General features: G+C 39.7%; 14 protein-coding genes. All 14 read right to left on the minus strand.

Annotation, left to right across the window (positions count from 1 at the left end):
• Positions 1–27 precede the first annotated feature (27 nt).
• The 14 genes from C9J37_RS15250 to C9J37_RS15315 all read right to left on the minus strand — a co-directional run bounded on the left by C9J37_RS15250 (position 28) and on the right by C9J37_RS15315 (position 16,090).
• Positions 28–1,227 (minus strand): glycine C-acetyltransferase, encoded by a 1,200-nt coding sequence (locus tag C9J37_RS15250; RefSeq protein WP_029747246.1) that lies wholly within the window; start codon positions 1,225–1,227, stop codon positions 28–30.
• Between the two features lie 227 nt (positions 1,228–1,454).
• Positions 1,455–2,531, minus strand: a complete 1,077-nt coding sequence (locus C9J37_RS15255; RefSeq protein WP_107896019.1) for a nucleotide kinase — start codon at positions 2,529–2,531, stop codon at positions 1,455–1,457.
• Positions 2,532–2,661: 130 nt separating this feature from the next.
• On the minus strand, positions 2,662–3,156 hold the full coding sequence (gene ybaK / locus C9J37_RS15260) for a Cys-tRNA(Pro) deacylase (protein ID WP_103977489.1): 495 nt from the start codon (positions 3,154–3,156) through the stop codon (positions 2,662–2,664).
• A 23-nt stretch (positions 3,157–3,179) separates the two neighbouring features.
• Positions 3,180–3,965 (minus strand): putative metalloprotease CJM1_0395 family protein, encoded by a 786-nt coding sequence (locus C9J37_RS15265; RefSeq protein ID WP_107896020.1) that lies wholly within the window; start codon positions 3,963–3,965, stop codon positions 3,180–3,182.
• Between the two features lie 348 nt (positions 3,966–4,313).
• Positions 4,314–4,886, minus strand: a complete 573-nt coding sequence (locus C9J37_RS15270) for a VanZ family protein (RefSeq protein WP_107896021.1) — start codon at positions 4,884–4,886, stop codon at positions 4,314–4,316.
• Between the two features lie 124 nt (positions 4,887–5,010).
• Positions 5,011–6,549: an acyl-CoA carboxylase subunit beta gene (locus C9J37_RS15275; protein WP_107896022.1), complete on the minus strand. Its 1,539-nt coding sequence runs from the start codon at positions 6,547–6,549 to the stop codon at positions 5,011–5,013.
• A 24-nt stretch (positions 6,550–6,573) separates the two neighbouring features.
• The gene (locus C9J37_RS15280) at positions 6,574–7,359 is read right to left on the minus strand and encodes an enoyl-CoA hydratase (RefSeq protein WP_107896023.1); all 786 of its coding nucleotides are present in this window, start codon (positions 7,357–7,359) and stop codon (positions 6,574–6,576) included.
• Positions 7,356–8,273: a hydroxymethylglutaryl-CoA lyase gene (locus tag C9J37_RS15285; RefSeq protein WP_107896024.1), complete on the minus strand. Its 918-nt coding sequence runs from the start codon at positions 8,271–8,273 to the stop codon at positions 7,356–7,358. The genes C9J37_RS15280 and C9J37_RS15285 overlap by 4 nt, the downstream gene beginning before the upstream one ends.
• A 12-nt stretch (positions 8,274–8,285) precedes the next feature.
• Positions 8,286–8,498 (minus strand): acetyl-CoA carboxylase biotin carboxyl carrier protein subunit, encoded by a 213-nt coding sequence (locus C9J37_RS15290; protein ID WP_107896025.1) that lies wholly within the window; start codon positions 8,496–8,498, stop codon positions 8,286–8,288.
• A gap of 180 nt (positions 8,499–8,678) precedes the next feature.
• On the minus strand, positions 8,679–10,037 hold the full coding sequence (locus C9J37_RS15295) for an acetyl-CoA carboxylase biotin carboxylase subunit (RefSeq protein ID WP_107896026.1): 1,359 nt from the start codon (positions 10,035–10,037) through the stop codon (positions 8,679–8,681).
• A 15-nt stretch (positions 10,038–10,052) separates the two neighbouring features.
• On the minus strand, positions 10,053–11,693 hold the full coding sequence (locus C9J37_RS15300) for an AMP-binding protein (RefSeq protein WP_107896027.1): 1,641 nt from the start codon (positions 11,691–11,693) through the stop codon (positions 10,053–10,055).
• Between the two features lie 31 nt (positions 11,694–11,724).
• Complete coding sequence (locus tag C9J37_RS15305) at positions 11,725–12,867, minus strand: acyl-CoA dehydrogenase (RefSeq protein ID WP_024362792.1); 1,143 nt, start codon at positions 12,865–12,867, stop codon at positions 11,725–11,727.
• An 88-nt stretch (positions 12,868–12,955) separates the two neighbouring features.
• Complete coding sequence (locus C9J37_RS15310) at positions 12,956–13,606, minus strand: TetR/AcrR family transcriptional regulator (protein WP_024362791.1); 651 nt, start codon at positions 13,604–13,606, stop codon at positions 12,956–12,958.
• Positions 13,607–14,014: 408 nt separating this feature from the next.
• Positions 14,015–16,090, minus strand: coding sequence for a serine hydrolase domain-containing protein (locus C9J37_RS15315; RefSeq protein ID WP_137067758.1), 2,076 nt, complete (start codon positions 16,088–16,090; stop codon positions 14,015–14,017).
• Positions 16,091–16,971: the final 881 nt, after the last annotated feature.

The raw sequence follows: 16,971 nt of genomic DNA on the forward strand, positions 1-16,971 counted from the left end.
AAATTGAACAATAGTGCTCTGTCTTTATTATTTAATTACACCTAGTTCACGACCTACTTTTTCGTAAATCGCCAACGCATTATCTAGCATTTCTTTTGTATGAGCCGCTGTCGGCATATTACGGACACGCCCAGTACCTTTTGGAACAGTTGGGAAAACGATAGATTTTGCATAAACGCCTTCCTCAAATAAGCGACGTGAGAACGCTTGTGTTAGCTTTTCATCCCCAATGATACATGGTGTAATCGGTGTTTCAGAGTCACCAATATTGAAACCTAACTTCGCTAATCCTGCTTTTAAGTAGTCGCCATTTTCCCATAGCTTATCATGTAGCTCTGTTGAGTCAATAAGCATTTGCACTGCTGCTGTAATGGCCGCAACATCACCTGGTGGTAATGCCGTTGAGAATAAAAATGGACGAGAACGTACTTTCAGCCAGTCAATTAAATTTTTCTTACCAGCTACATAACCACCGACTACGCCTATTGCCTTTGACAACGTGCCGATTTGGAAGTCGATTTCTTTTTCAAGCCCGAAATGTTTTACAGTACCTTTGCCTTTGCCTGTCACACCTGAACCATGTGCATCATCGACATAGGTAATTAAATCAAATTCCTTGGCAATTTCGACGATTTCAGGCAGTTTGGCAATATCCCCATCCATCGAGAAGACGCCATCTGTAATGACCATCACTTTATTATACAAACCTGATTCTGTTGCTTCTTTTGCCTTTGCGCGTAAATCCTCCATATCCGAGTGATTGTACGCAATAATTTTCGCGCGCGATAAGCGACATCCATCAATAATCGACGCATGGTTTAATTGATCTGATAAAATCGCATCGTTTTTATCCATAACAGCTGAAATCGCCGCCATATTACAGTTAAAGCCCGATTGATAGGAAATCGCCGCTTCCGTTCCTTTAAATTCAGCGAGCTTTTCTTCTAATTTAACGTGTAGATCGAGCGTGCCGTTAATTGTACGAACAGCCCCTGCGCCTACACCATATTGTTCTGTTGCTTCTTTAGCAATTCGCTTTAATTGCTCATTTGTTGCTAAGCCGAGATAGTTATTAGAGGAAAGATTGATGAGATGCTGACCTCGAACCTGAATAATTGGTCCATTTGCGCCTTCTACTGCGTCAATTTCATTGTATAAGCCTTGATCTCGTAAGGCTTGTAAGTTTTCATCTAAAAATGCGTTTAGTACTTTAGACAAGAGTATCATCCTTTCTACAATTCATTTCTTCTCGGCGTCATAATATTCGGATTTTAGTACATGCATGCATTGTAAAATCCAAGGCTTCAGCCAGAGGCATTCTCTTCATTTAGCTGGCTTTTAAACATCTTTGCAACTAAGGGGTCACTTGCATCGATATTTCTTGAGCAATTAGCTATTAATTGAAGATTGACTAGTCTACCCATAGTGTAGCATAAGCGTGCAATTAGAATAAATTACTTTGCTAATCTTTCAAATAAAGGTGCTGTTTTTTCACGCCATATCGCAGTCGATACACAATGATCCATTAGCTGGCGAATCGTTTTCTCCGCTTCAGCATAACGCGTCGTATAGCCAATTGCATCTTGCATGGCGCTTTTATATTTCACACGGATATCTTCAATTTGAGCTTCGGCTTGCTCTGATAGCTTACAATGCTGACCCATATCAAAAATTTCATCTCCTAATCTTCCATCCTGTGGATTAAATACATGCGGTTCTGTGCTATCAAATATACAAAAATTTAATTCTGGTATGATGACCATATCCACTGATCCAGCATCTAAGCCACACCAAACAATTTGTGCATCTAATCCCCTTGCATTTGCTTCATCAGCTAATCCTTTCATTAATGAAGATTTGCCTGTACCGGGCTTCCCTTTAATCATCAATCGTCTTGTTAAATTTTTTGTCATGCTGTCTACTGTATTTTCTGCTCCACGAGGTGTAAGTGTTCCTAATAATCGATGTGTACGTCGGCCTGTTTTATTTAACACGATGGATTGAAAAATAGTTGACTTTAAACGGGCAATTTGTTCATCTAACGCTTGCCAGTCCATGCAACTTTGCGTGACTACTTCCCAGTCATCATGTATTTTTTTTGCAATTTCCAGCATTGTAATACACTTCTCACGCCACAAATCTCGCTCTTTTATCGCAACAGCCAGCTTTTCACCTATTTTTTCAAGCTGTTGTTCTTCTAGGCAATCATAAAAGGACAGCACGCGATGCTTCGTACCAAGTAAAGTTGGTTCAATGCCCCATGTTGAAGTCCAAATAAAAAGTCGATTACAACCTCTAACAAATACTCCTTCAATGACGTTCTCTAACAACGCGTGTTGAAACCACTCTACTGCAAAGCCCTGTTTTACATAAAAATAACCAAGCTCCTTCAGAAGCTCTGACCCTTTAAACGTTGATGCGCCTTGCAGAACGTAAACGAGTTCTGCTTCGTCCATCATTTCTTTATATAAATGTTTGATTCCTTGCCCTGTAAGTGCGTGTCCAAAATAGTAGGTCACATTTCCGTTCAATGTCGCTCCTCCTTTTTTTATGCCATGACAGTATATGAACTATCACAGAAAAAAATGAAAGGAGGTTCGAATTGTATGTGAATTGTGTGAGAATTGTGTGAGTGACTGGCACTAAAAAAACTATCCAAGATTATTCTTGGATAGTTGTAATTGGTGCCAGTTGCGCCTTTGTTACGGCGAGTAAATCCTCTAGTTGTATATGCATTTGCATGCCGATTTTTCCTGCACTAACAATAATACTTCCTTGTTCCCTTGCAGATGCATCCACAACCGTCGGATACAGTTTTTTCATGCCGACAGGTGAGCAGCCACCACGAATATAGCCTGTATAACCTAGAAGCTCCTTTACTGCTAGCATCTCAATCTTCTTCTCTCCAACAACTTTAGCCGCAGCTTTTAAATCCAATTCTTCCGCAACTGGAATGACAAAAACAAATAGCTTTTGTGCGCTCGCCTTTGCGACTAATGTTTTAAAGACACAGGACACAGGATGACCAATTTTTTCAGCCACTGAAACCCCATCTACTTGACCATCACCTGTTTCGTATTCCAATACATCAAATTGTATTTTTTGCTGCTCTAATAGTCTAATCGCATTTGTTTTCGTATGCTTTGCCTTTGCCACAATAAAATCCCCTATCTACACCATTAAGCTGTCATTGAAAACAACGCGTTATCCCCAAAAAGATAACCGTTTTTAGCCATTTTAATGTGTGCTGCATATGTTGCAGACGCCAGTTTAAATGTTCGCGCCTTCAACGCCTCTTCATAACTCTTACCGAAAATTGTATCTGCAAATGGATCCAATTTCAATGCCTTCGCAAATCGCTCTGGTACCTTTACATCTATCGTTTCCGTAACATAAGCTGGTTCTAGGGCCGCTTCTTCCAGCTCTAGTCCATTCAACATTGCCTGAATTTGTTGTATTTGAGTATCTGCACTAGCCGCTACACGTAAATCCTGTGAAGATGGGGCAGTTGGCGCAAGTGCAGCACTTCGAACTTGCTGTAAAATTTGCAACGTATCAACATCACCACTATCTTTATCAAGTGCAACAATCGATGAATCGTCTAATGCTATAGATCCCTCAGCATTCACTTCTGAAGGCAATAACGAGTCATCAGCCTCACCGCCAACTGCTTTATAAGCTTGCTCATGTGCTCTTACACTTTTCTCTGCTTGTTGTAAGTCTTGAATCATAGCTTGTTGTTGTGGCGTTACATCTTTCGCTTCTTCTTTATGTTGCTCATATAAATCTTGATCTGTGCGTCCTAATAAAAGATTTTCGAGCTCTTGCAAAATGGGATTTTTTTTCGGTTGGAAATACTGTGCATTTTTACGATAAGCATCACCAGCCTCTTTACGCTGAAGAATCTTTTTTCGATTATAAAAGGCAGATTGTCTTTCTTGTTCTATTACATTTGATAGTTTCATAACATCACCTCGACTTTCTTTTTTAATATGCAAGTTACATCGTAAATATGAACAATTCACTCATAACTATTTTTATTCGAACAAAAGCATTCTGTACTCTCATTATCGGAATTTTCCATTATAAATTCAAGTGCAAATTGATACTAACCTCCTAAAGAAACAATAATTCGATAATCGAATAGGTAAAAAGACACCGCATAAATCCATTTTTTCAGTGAACATTCCATTTCTTTATTACTTTATAATTTAGTTTCAATAAATTTTATCACTTTAAACACGCGGTAAATAGTGTAAACGTAACAATAAAAAACAGCCCATACATAAACGGACTGTTTTTTCTCTTCTTTTTTAAACGTTTCTTTTTGGAAAAATGAGAATACATTTGTAAGCTAAGTATCCAAACCAAGCGCCTAGCGTATTTAAAATCAAGTCATCGACATCCGCAGAACCTACCCTGAATATAAACTGGACTGTTTCCACAGCAAGGCTTGAGAAAAAGCCTACACAAACTACAATCCACACCTTCCGAAAGCGCTTTGATAGTAATGGTAACAAAAAGCCCATCGGTGTAAATATTAACAAATTGCCTAATAAGTTTAGGATAATTAAATCTAAATTAAAATAGTGGGAGTAGTTGATATAACGTAAAATCGTTTCAAACGGTATAAAATTTGTCGTTACGCGCCAGCTACTATAATCAAATAAACCAATTTCACTTAAAGAATTTTCACCTCGGAACAAACTAACACTGACATTCACTAAGCGATTAATAACTAATTTGTAAAAGGCGATAAATGTGTAAAAGCTGAAAAATACCCAGCCTATTACTTTAAGCTGTATGTAATACGTATCAATCCACGCACGATATGGTAATGGTAGCTTGGCATCATCTTGAATACTAGGTATATTATTTTTTACCATGCTAATTCACCCACTTCCTCTTATCCATCCCATATTTTAATATGTCTGACCATACCCATGCAAGGGGTGAAATATATCAAAAAATGCACACCAGCATAAACTGGGTGCATTTAAGTAAATCCTCTTAGACAGGATTTACACCATGTTTTCGTTGCGAAAATAACAAGTATTTTGACATATACAACTCCAAACGTGTTTCAAGTGCTCTACGTAAGTCATTCGGCTCAATGACATCATCAATAATTAGCTCAGATGCTAAGCGATAAATGTCAATTTCCTCTTGATACTCTTTGCGTTTTTCCGCAATAAAGCTAGCTTGTTCCTCTTTTGGCAATTCAGCAATTTTATTGGCATATACTGCATTTATCGCTGCCTCTGGACCCATTACCGCAATTTGGGCGCTCGATAAGGCAATACAACAATCCGGTTCAAAGGCTGGGCCTGCCATAGCATAGAGTCCCGCGCCATACGCCTTACGAACAATTACAGTTAGCTTTGGTACAGTTGCCTCACTCATGGCAAAAATCATTTTGGCACCATGACGGATAATACCCGCCTTTTCAACTTGTGTGCCAATCATAAAGCCAGGCACATCTACGAGGAAAATAAGCGGTATATTAAAAGCATCACATAACGAAATAAATTTTGCCGCTTTATCTGCCGAATCGTGGAACAATACGCCACCCTTCACACGTGGTTGGTTAGCTATAATCCCTACTGATTGTCCATTAATGCGCCCAAGCCCTGTTATTAATTCTGAAGCAAATAATTTCTTTATTTCACAAAATGAATCTTCATCAATCAATCGATCAATTAACTGATACATATCAAACGGCGAGTTCTGATTTTTAGGTATTAAGTCTTCAATTGATTTTTCAAAAGATGCTGGTGGCTTTGGTGCTTCAACTTTGCTACGCTCAGCATAGTTATTCGGAAAATAGCTCAAGTATTTACGAGCATAAGCAATCGCTTCCTGCTCTGTTTTTACAAGCACGTCCCCACAGCCAGATACGGAACAGTGCATTTTCGCGCCACCCATTGTCTCTAAATCTACCTTTTCACCAATCACCATTTCCGCCATACGCGGTGACCCTAAATACATGGAAGCATTACCTTCCACCATCACCACAATATCAGAAAATGCAGGAATATAAGCGCCACCTGCTGCTGAAGGCCCAAACAACAAGCAAATTTGTGGCACTTTACCAGAAAGCTTCACCTGATTGTAGAAAATGCGTCCTGCACCACGACGCCCTGGGAACATCTCTAGTTGGTCTGTAATACGCGCACCTGCCGAATCAACTAAATAAAATAATGGACAATTTAGCTTCTCCGCCGTTTCTTGAATACGAATCATTTTTTCGACAGTTCGTTTTCCCCAAGATCCAGCTTTAATGGTTGAATCATTGGCTAACACACATACTGTACGACCATGGATTTTACCAATACCCGTAATTACACCATCTGCTGGTAAATCACCTGCTAAACAGTTTGCATACAAACCATCTTCTGATTGAAGGCCATCATCTAATAATAATTCCAAGCGCTCTCGGACAAATAGCTTGCCTTGTTGTGCATTTTTATCGTGATATTTTGGCAGACCCCCTGCTAAAATTTGTTCTTTCATCGCATTGGATGTGTTTTCTGTAGATATATTACTCATGTTCCATTCCCCCTTTGCAGTCCATTACTTCCCTAAGTATTGCGGTGCTCTTTTTTCTTGGAAAGCTTGTAAGCCCTCCAAACGATCCTCAGTTGGAATCAGTGCACTATAGGCCAGTGATTCAATTTTCAAGCCTGTAGCCAAATCTACTTCCATCCCATTATTGATAGCATTTTTCGCCTGAATCAATGATAGCGGCGCATTTTTCGCCATTTCCAGTGCAAGTTGAAGCGCTCTTTCCTGCACTTCATGCCCCTCATAGACATACTCCACAATACCAAAACGCTGTGCTTCCACGGCATCGATTCGACGTGCTGTATAAATTAGTTCCTTTGCTTTTCCAATGCCGATAAGTCGCGGTAAGCGCTGTGTTCCTCCTGCCCCAGGAATAATGCCAAGCGAGGTTTCAGTAAGTCCCACTTTTGTATGTGTAGCTGCTACCCGTAAATCGCAAGCTAAAGCAAGTTCTAGCCCGCCCCCAAATGCAACGCCATTTAACACGGCAATCACAGGTTGCGCCAATGCTTCAACTTTAGCAATTGTTGTGCCGATTAGTTGCACAATTTGTTTTACTTGTAGATCGGACATACCATTGCGTTCTTTTAAATCAGCACCTGCACAAAACGCCTTTTCTCCTGCACCTGTTAGTAAAACAACCCGCACTACCGGATCAGCATTTATTTTATCTAGTGTCGCACTAAGGTCGTTTAGTAATTGCACAGACATGGCATTTGCAGCTTCAGGTCTAGAAAGTGTAATAAGCCCGATATTACCTGGTAATAAATCAAATTGAACGAGTTGTTGTGTCACGTGACATTCGCACTCCCTTCATTACGAACAATTGCCATTTGCTTAGATGCAACGTCCTTCCCTAGCTTCTGTTCGATAAATCGTACTGCATCTAGCAACTTTTCCATGTTAACGCCGGTTGCTATGCCCATGCCGTCTAATAGATACAGCAAATCTTCTGTGGCAACATTGCCGGTTGCCCCTTTTGCATAAGGACAACCTCCTAAACCACCAAGGGAACTATCAAATTTTGTAATCCCCATTTCTAAGGATTTCGTAATATTGGCAAGTGCTGTACCACGCGTATCATGAAAATGCATGGCAAATTTTTCAACCGGATATCTCTTTAACAGCTCTTCTAAAAGATACTCAACTTGTGTCGGTACGCCGACGCCGATTGTATCCCCTAGCGATATTTCATCAACGCCCATTTCTAATAACTTATCTGTAACTTGTAAAACCTTTTCTGGGTGTATGTAACCCTCGTAAGGGCAACCAATTACTGTTGAGATATAACCGCGTACGTGCTTGTTTGCAGCCTTTGCCCCTATAACTACTTCCTTCAAGATTGGCAATGTTTCAAGTATCGTTTTGTTAATATTTTTTTGGTTATGGCTTTCACTTGCCGACATAAAAATGCTTGCTTCATCAATGCCCGCTTGCAATGCACGTTCTAGTCCTCGCATATTCGGCACAAGGGCTGCGTACGTTATATCTTTTTCTCGTTTAATCGCTTGCAACACTTCTACCGCATCTGCCAATTGTGGAATCCACTTCGGATGAACGAAAGACGTTACTTCTATATAATTTAATCCCGACTGACTAAGTAAATTGACTAGCTGTATTTTATCTTCAGTTGCGATGTGTACCTTTTCATTTTGCAGGCCATCACGAGGACCAACTTCCTTCAACGTAACATGCTTCGGTAATTGCATAGAAATGCCTCCCTATTCAATTTCTAAAATATCATCATCTACGTTAATAAAATCGCCCTCATTCGCGATGATTTTTGTGACAATACCATCCTCTTCAGCGGCAATAGGAATCTCCATTTTCATCGACTCTAAAATCGCAACATCTTGCCCCGCTGTCACCTTTTCTCCTTCTGCCACTACGATTTTCCATACTGTTCCTGCCATGCTTGCTTTTACTGTTGCCATATTAACCCCTCCAAATTGTTAATGACTGTATTTAAGTGCTTAAATCACACTTAAATCCATACATTGATTATCATTTTGTAACGCATGCTTACTCACTCCACGCTTTGCATAAGCTACTCAGTATGAAAACATCTTTTCGTCATCTCGTACTTTAAAGCATGCATGACGAATGCTCATGTCTTATTTTGTTTCTGTTAATTGTGGTAAATAGAATTCCTCGACAAATTTTGTTGTTGTATGCCCTTGTAAAAATTGCTCGTGACTGACTGTTTTCAAAAGCATCGGTATATTTGTTTGAATTCCTTCAATTTTATATTCTTTTAGTGCCTGTATAAGGCGTTGACATGCAATTGTTCGCGTATCCCCCCAAACGATTAATTTACTAATCATTGGATCATAGAAAGGAGTCACCGTTGTGCCTGCTTCTACACCGCATTCATGTCGAATGCCTTCACCTATTGGCAATACCAGTTCTGTAATTTTGCCTGGGGACGGGAAAAACGTTGTAGGGTTTTCTGCATAAATTCGTACTTCAATGGCATGCCCCTGTTTATCAATGCTGTCACGTGTAAAGCTCAATGACTGTCCCGCAGCTACTTTCAATTGCTCTTCCACAAGATCCAGTTTTGTTATTTCTTCTGTGACAGGATGCTCGACTTGCAAGCGTGTATTCATCTCTAAGAAATAAAAATTTTGCTCTGCATCGACTAAATATTCAATTGTTCCTGCATTGACATAACCGATGTGCTTCGCCGCCTGTACAGAAGCTTCTAACATCCTTGCTCTCGTCTCTTCAGAGATGAATGGAGAGGGAGCTTCCTCCACCACTTTTTGATTGCGTCGTTGAATGGAGCATTCTCGTTCAAACAACGGAACGACATTACCTTTGCTATCTGCAATAATTTGCACTTCCACATGATGTGGATTCGCAATAAAACGTTCCATGTACATCGTGCCATCACCGAAAAATGATTGTGCACGTTTCTGATTACCCTCGAATGCTTTTGCGAGCTCTTCTGCATCTGTCACCAGTTGCATGCCAATGCCACCACCACCAGCAGAGGCTTTAAGCATAATGGGATAACCTAAGCGTGAAGCGATTTCAACTGCTTCTGTTACATCTTTAACAGGCGCTTCTACCCCTTCTACAATCGGTACACCCGCAGCTTTCATCGTTTTACGAGCTTCTAATTTACTGCCCATTGACGCAATCACAGTTGCACTTGGTCCTATAAATACGAGTCCTGCCTCCGTACAACGTTTGGCAAAATCAGCGTTCTCTGATAGTAAGCCATACCCTGGATGTACGGCATCAGCACCGCTTTCCTTAGCGATTTCAAGAATGCGTTCAATATTTAAATAGCTTTGTACAACAGGTGGTTTACCTACGCAGTATGCTTCGTCCGCATCTTTGACATGTAAACTTTCTGCATCCGCCTCGGAATAGACCGCAACCGTTAGAATATTTAATCGCTTACATGTGCGTATAACCCGTCTAGCAATTTCCCCACGATTGGCAATTAATACTTTTTTAAACATTATGTTGCCCCCTTCCTATTTCACCTTCACTGCTGCCAGAAATTCTTCGCGTAGCTTAAATTTCTGTACTTTTCCTGAAGCAGTCATTGGGTAGCTATCGATAAAGAAAATATGTCTTGGAATTTTATGTTTAGAAATTTTATCGCGACAAAATGCTCGAATTTCTTCTTCTGTCGCCTGTTCCCCTTCTCGTAAAATAATCCATGCTGCCGCTTCTTCTCCATACTTAGGATCGGGAACACCAGCGACCTGCACATCTGCAATTTTTGGGAACGTGTATAGAAATTCTTCAATTTCACGTGGATATAAATTTTCTCCACCACGAATAATCATGTCCTTCAAACGACCTGTTACTCTGACATAACCATCCTCATCCATCGTCGCTAAATCACCCGTATGCAGCCAACCGTCTTGATCGATTGCAAGTTGGGTTTCTTCTTGGTTGTTATAATAGCCTTTCATCACATGGTAGCCTCTTGTACAAAGCTCACCTTGCTCGTTTATCGGCGCTTCCACATCTGTACCAGGAACAACAATTTTAACTTCTAGATTTGGTAATGCTCGACCTACCGTCTCTACTTTTAAATGGAATGGATCATCTGCTCGCGTTTGTGTAATAACAGGTGAAGATTCCGTTTGACCATAACAAATGGTTATGTCAGTCATCCCCATTTTTTCGATGACCGCTTTCATGACTTCGATTGGGCAGTTAGAGCCTGCCATTACGCCCGTACGCAATGTCGATAAGTCGTATGACGAAAAATTCTGTAAATTCAATTCACTTATAAACATTGTTGGTACACCGTGTAATGCTGTACATTTCTCTTTTTCAACTGTTCGTAACACTTCCGCAGGTGCGTATTCTTGTACTGGGACCATTGTTCCACCACTTGTCGTAATAGCTAGTGTACCGATGACACAGCCGAAACAATGGAAAAATGGCACAGGAATACATAAACGATCTTCTGAAGTTAGACGCATACATTCGGCGATGTTAACGGCATTATTAACTAGGTTATTATGTGTTAACATAACACCTTTTGGAAAACCCGTTGTACCTGAAGTATATTGAATATTAATGACATCATCATAATGTAATGAAGCCTGTATTTGATCTAATTGTTGCTCTGTTACTTGCTTTGCAGATGCCAATACATCTGACCAATTCAGTACACCTGGGTACTTTGTTTCGCCAATTAAAATAACATTTTTTAATAGAGGTAGTCGCTTCGATTGCAAATTACCCGGTTCACAATGTTCAAGCTCAGGACATATTTCTTGGAGTGTATGAATAAAAGAATGGTCGCGATAATTTTCGATTAAAATAATCGTCTTTGCATCGGATTGTCTTAGTAAATATTCCAGCTCATGGGCACGATAATTGGTGTTGACAGTGACAATTGGCGCACCCATTTTTCCTGTACCAAACTGTAACTGTACCCACTCTGGAACATTTGTTGTCCACACGGCAATATGGTCTCCTTTTTCAATTCCAAGGGACAGTAACCCCCTTGCCACTAAACGACTTTGCTGGTTTAACTCCTCATAAGTCAAGCGCAAGTCTCTATCTGCATACACGAGCGCTTCATGTTTAGGATATTTTTTAGCCTGTTCATCGAGCAATTGACCAATTGTTTGATACACAAGTTCTGCCATGAAAATCCCCCTTCAATATGCTATTTAATTTTTAACAGCCAATTAGACGAGAAATAACGAGACGTTGAATTTCAGATGTTCCTTCACCGATTTCCATTAACTTAATATCACGCAAATGACGTTCTACATCATATTCCTTCATATAACCTGAACCACCATGAATTTGAATGGCTTGATTACAAGTACGGAAGCCCATCTCAGAAGCAAATAATTTCGCCATCGCTGCCTCTTTAGCAAATGGTTTTTTCTGATCTTTAAGCCACGCTGCTTTATGTACTAGCGTACGAGCTAGCTCAATTTCCATTGCCATATCTGCTAACTTAAACTGTATTGCTTGAAACTTGGCAATTGGTGCCCCAAATTGCTCTCTTTCGTTCGCATACTTTAATGCTTTTTCATATGCAGACTGTGCAATGCCGACTGATAACGCTGCTATGGAAATACGACCACCATCTAATGTATTTAAAAATTGGCTGAATCCACGTTTTTCGTCCCCTAATAAATTCGTTCTTGGTACTCGAACATTTTGCAAAATAATTTCACAAGTATTGGAACCACGCACACCCATCTTGTCATAATTACAATTGATTGTGACACCAGGCGTATTCGTTGGCACAATAATGGATGAAATGATTTTTTTGCCATCTTCACGTTTACCTGTTACTGCCGTGACAATAATTTGGCGCGCATGACCTGCATTAGTAATCCAGCATTTTTCTCCGTTAATAACGTAATCATCACCATCTATAACTGCTGTTGTACGGGTACCGCCAGCATCAGACCCCGCATTAGGTTCCGTTAAGCCGAAAGCACCTAATGTTTCCCCTTTCGCTAAAGGAACAAGCCATTCACGCTTTTGCTCTTCCGTACCAAAATTATAAATAGGAGCGGCGCCTAAGCTCACTGCTGCTGCATAGCTTAAACCCGTACCACCACATGCACGCCCAATTTCTTCAACAGCAATTGCATAGGAAACCGTGTCTCCTCCAGAACCACCATATTCCTCTGGAAACGGGATACCTAATAAGCCTAGCTCAGCCATTTTTTCAAAGCTTTCTATTCTCATTGTTGATGTCTCGTCAACTTCACGAGCATAAGGTTTAATCTCTTTCTCTGCAAAATCACGTACCATGTCTCGAATCATCGCTTGCTCTTTCGTTAGTTCAAAGTTCATTCCCATTTCCCCCTAATATCCAATTTGCCATAGCGGAATTCATTCAGACGACAGTTACACAATATTTAGACCGACTAGTCGGTCTGTACTAAACATTAATAAAACCAGCTTGTTCTTCTGGCTTCATCTTTACCATAAATTGAGTTGCTTCTTCCATAGCTTGGTCTGTCACAATTGCTCGTAATATCATATCTGTAAATACTTCTGTAATTTCCTCCATTGTTAATGGACCCGTTTGTTTAAACCACATATATGTCCAGTTAATCATCCCTACAATGGCCATTGTTACAATTGTACAAGGTAATTCAGCACGAAAATCCTTTGTCTGCTGCCCTTCTTCAATTACCTTTTGTAAAATATCCCGATATTGATCCCGCTTCTTATGAATGATTGCACTATATTCTTCTGATAAAGAACGGCTTTCCTCATAAAATACGGTAATATGAGATTGGTACACATCAAACACTTGTGTCAGCGTTTGAAGCATTGCACATAAGCGTTTAATCGGTGTATCGTATTTGTCATACGCTTCCTGTGACTGTTTAATCACATAGGAAATAAACACGTCATGAACCTCATACAACAATTCATCTTTCGATTTAAAATTATGATAAAACCCACCTTTTGATGCGCCAATATACTCCACAATGCGTTCAACCGTTACATTATGATAGCCATCTTGCTGAAACAGTACTACAGAAGCATCTACAATTCTTTGTTTTAACGTTTTTTTTACCATAGGCATCTATCATCCTTCTTTTATAACACTTACCCCTTTGTTCCCTATAACTAGGACTAACATTTTCTTAATTTTCCTAATTATAAAAACTATGACACTCTAAATATAGCATCACAAAAAATTACTGTCTAGTTTAAAAAAGAATTTTAATGACATTAAAAAGAAAATAAACTACATTAAACAGAATAAAGTAATGTACCACTTTCACAAAACACATACAATAACTGTATGCACGCCATTTAAAATTCATTACTTGCGTGCCAGTCACTCAAACAATTTATAAAAAATACCGCGAGCGTTGGTGTCAATTCCGAAAGTAGCATGCTGATATAACCTTATACAAACAAAACCAGCAAAACATCTTTCCGATGTCCTACTGGTTTTGTTGAAGTCCCTCTTGAATTGTAGCTAGTTCAACGTGATTGCAAATTCCGAATTCGATGCACCAGCAAATACCACCGTTCCGTTCTTCGGCAGTTTTACTTTGTTATTGCCGCTGACAACAGTAAAATTAATACATAATCCCTTGTCATCATACACCGCAAATGAACTATTTGATGGCAACTCCACCGTCATCGTTTTCCCTTCTAACGCTTCCGGGATTGTAAACCATCTCGCATGTCCATTTGCTTGTAGTGTAACTTTGGATGATTGGCTTGCATCAAGCGGTTTTAAGTTGGATTCACTTACATATAAAAATCCGGACATCTCTAAATATTCATCGTCACCTTCTGTATAGAAACGGGATTCCGTCGTATCACGACCACCCATCACAGGTATTTGAAGCTGATGCATCGCCGTGTTAGGGCCTGTAATTTTACTGCCTCCCCAATAGCCTTCCATCCCTTCCTTGCTCATTTGGATGGGCACTATTGGTGCAAAATATAGCAAAGAACTAAATTTCTCACTCACAAGATAAAACTTGACGCCTTCTCGCTTTGTCCATGCGGCAGCTGTTTCCTTCGATAGCACATTGTCTTCAAGTTTCTCGGCTACATATTGCGTAACCGCTACTTGCCCTAAATCTGGCAGCGATGAATATGTGCTCTCCTTCAAATAAGTACGTCCATTCTTCTCCGTGACGAAATTGAGCTTGGCGGTACCATTCTCATTCATAAAGCTTCCATCGGCAGTATATATATATTTTTCTTCTGGATTAGATTGCAAGATTAGTTCGCCATTCTTCGTAATGTCTATTTTGAAATGACCGAAATTATTGCCGTAAAAACCCGCTTTCTTCGCTAGGTCTTCAGGCATTTTGTCCTTGACTGGCTTGCCAAAGGATTTGCTCGGCTTGATATCCTTAATTGTACCTTTCTCTTTAAGCGCAGCGAGCAGTATTTCAGTCGCCATCAGTTGATTTGTAGTGCTGATACCGCCAGATGATAACACAGCCACTGCCATCTTCTGTTCAGGAAGTACGACCAGTGAAGCATGTTGCAGTCCCGTGTCGCCACCTTTAGCCAAACCCTTTATCCCATATTCACTAAATGGATATAGTTTCACACTATCCCAGCCAAGACCATAGTTGATAATATTATCTCCATCCTCTGGCCACATTCCTTTTTTATATTCCTCTTGCTCCATCTCCTGAACTGCCTTGTCAGAGAGGATTCCTTTTCCCTGCCCCATAAATATTTGTGCGAATCGCACCATATCTTCTGCTGTGGAAGAAATCCCTCCCGTACCAATCACATTCACCGATTCAGGTGGAAGCTGTCCTTGATACGTTGGATAATAAAGTCCTGCCCGCTTATCGTTTTCCCATTCGTCCTGTGGCGTTTTCGTATGATTTAGCTTTAAAGGTTCTGTAAACTGTTGATGGATAAATTCCGTAAAGCTCATACCGCTGACTCTTTCTACCATTATCTCGGCTAGCGTAAAACCGTCGTTGCAGTATACTGAGAACGCGCCAGGATCAGCCTTCAATTGTTGGTTGGACAATTGGCGTAACAAGTTATCATGGGCATAAGTATCATTATCGTTAAATAAAAAAGTATTACTAAACGTACTACCTTGCAAGCCAGAGGAGTGGTTTAATAGCATACGTGGCGTAATGCTTTTGTAACGCTCATCTTTCATCTTGAAATCAGGAATATAGTGGACAACAGGTTCATCCAAATCGACTTTTCCTTCATCGACCAATTTCATAACAGCTGCAGTTGCATACATTTTACTGACTGAACCAATCCCGTATAAAGTATCTTTAGTCAGCGGCTGTTTCCCTTCCATATCATTCTTGCCTGTCTGACCTGACAAAACAAGTTTACCATTATCAATTAGCGCATACTGCACGCTAGTCGTCTCATAGGAATTCGTAAGTAGCGCAGCCTTCTCTTCCGCAATCTTTTTTAGTTCTTGACTAGCTAATTCTTGGCTAGCCACAACCGCAGTCTGACTGTTAGAAAACGCCAACGCCCCAGTTGGTAGACTTATTGTTAATGCTAGTGTAGCGGCTAACACCGCAGATAATTTATTTTTCATAATTGCCCCCTTAGATATGTAATCGATTTCATTGCTTCTACCTTGTTTAGCAGTATAGCTCAACTAATCTAGATTAGAACCTCTCCTTCCAACTAATTTGGTAAATATCCACAGCAAATCTGTTATACACAATATAACACAGTTTTGTTATTACAGTCAAATATTACTATTAATATAAATATCAAACAAAAAATCTCCACTATAGCTTGGAGATGATGTTAATTTTCTTATGTCCTCCGTTCACACAGTCTTTAAGTGCGGTGATTAAAATAACTGTTAGCGGAGAGAGTTGGTGTTTGAGAGAAATTGGAAAGTAAGAAGAATTAGCAGAAAAATGTGGACTACAAACTTCTTATTGAATAGAAATGGAGCGTGGAGCTAGGAATATTACTTTACTAACGTTAGGCAAAATTCCAAAATACGGATTGGGGGGACGGAGATTTTCTACAAAATGCCCTCGAACATTGGTTAGGGAATTTTATTACTAATAATTTGTTGTTTCTACCTTTATGTAATATAAAATATATAGCTTAATCCTAAAAAATATCTCCCTGTTGGATAAACAGATTATTTTTTATCTGTCTATCCAACAGGGAGCAAATCAAATGCATGTATTTCATTAAGAGCGCTACGTTAAATAGCGATTCTATGCCTCGTTTAGCTACTTTGTTAGCTAGTAATATTCTATCTACCCGAAAATAATAGACCTACGATATTCTGCAAAGATTTATTTTTTACATCGAGAAGCTTCTGGTTTAGGTCAATTTATTAGTGGTACCGATATTGAAATATATCTGCCAGAATGAAAACTAAATTTCTACTAGTTAACAAACTATGGGCAAACTCAAATTCCATTGAATTTGCCTATAGTCCTAAATCTT

This window comes from Lysinibacillus mangiferihumi (assembly GCF_003049665.1).
In the GTDB taxonomy this organism is placed as follows: domain Bacteria; phylum Bacillota; class Bacilli; order Bacillales_A; family Planococcaceae; genus Lysinibacillus; species Lysinibacillus mangiferihumi.

Coding starts and splice junctions, on each gene's coding strand:
- C9J37_RS15285 (WP_107896024.1), bottom strand. CDS start 8,273: ATGCAATTACCGAAGCATGTTACGTTGAAGGAAGTTGGTCCTCGTGAT.
- C9J37_RS15315 (WP_137067758.1), bottom strand. CDS start 16,090: ATGAAAAATAAATTATCTGCGGTGTTAGCCGCTACACTAGCATTAACA.
- C9J37_RS15290 (WP_107896025.1), bottom strand. CDS start 8,498: ATGGCAACAGTAAAAGCAAGCATGGCAGGAACAGTATGGAAAATCGTA.
- C9J37_RS15275 (WP_107896022.1), bottom strand. CDS start 6,549: ATGAGTAATATATCTACAGAAAACACATCCAATGCGATGAAAGAACAA.
- C9J37_RS15310 (WP_024362791.1), bottom strand. CDS start 13,606: ATGGTAAAAAAAACGTTAAAACAAAGAATTGTAGATGCTTCTGTAGTA.
- C9J37_RS15305 (WP_024362792.1), bottom strand. CDS start 12,867: ATGAACTTTGAACTAACGAAAGAGCAAGCGATGATTCGAGACATGGTA.
- C9J37_RS15265 (WP_107896020.1), bottom strand. CDS start 3,965: ATGAAACTATCAAATGTAATAGAACAAGAAAGACAATCTGCCTTTTAT.
- C9J37_RS15270 (WP_107896021.1), bottom strand. CDS start 4,886: ATGGTAAAAAATAATATACCTAGTATTCAAGATGATGCCAAGCTACCA.
- C9J37_RS15295 (WP_107896026.1), bottom strand. CDS start 10,037: ATGTTTAAAAAAGTATTAATTGCCAATCGTGGGGAAATTGCTAGACGG.
- C9J37_RS15300 (WP_107896027.1), bottom strand. CDS start 11,693: ATGGCAGAACTTGTGTATCAAACAATTGGTCAATTGCTCGATGAACAG.
- C9J37_RS15250 (WP_029747246.1), bottom strand. CDS start 1,227: ATGATACTCTTGTCTAAAGTACTAAACGCATTTTTAGATGAAAACTTA.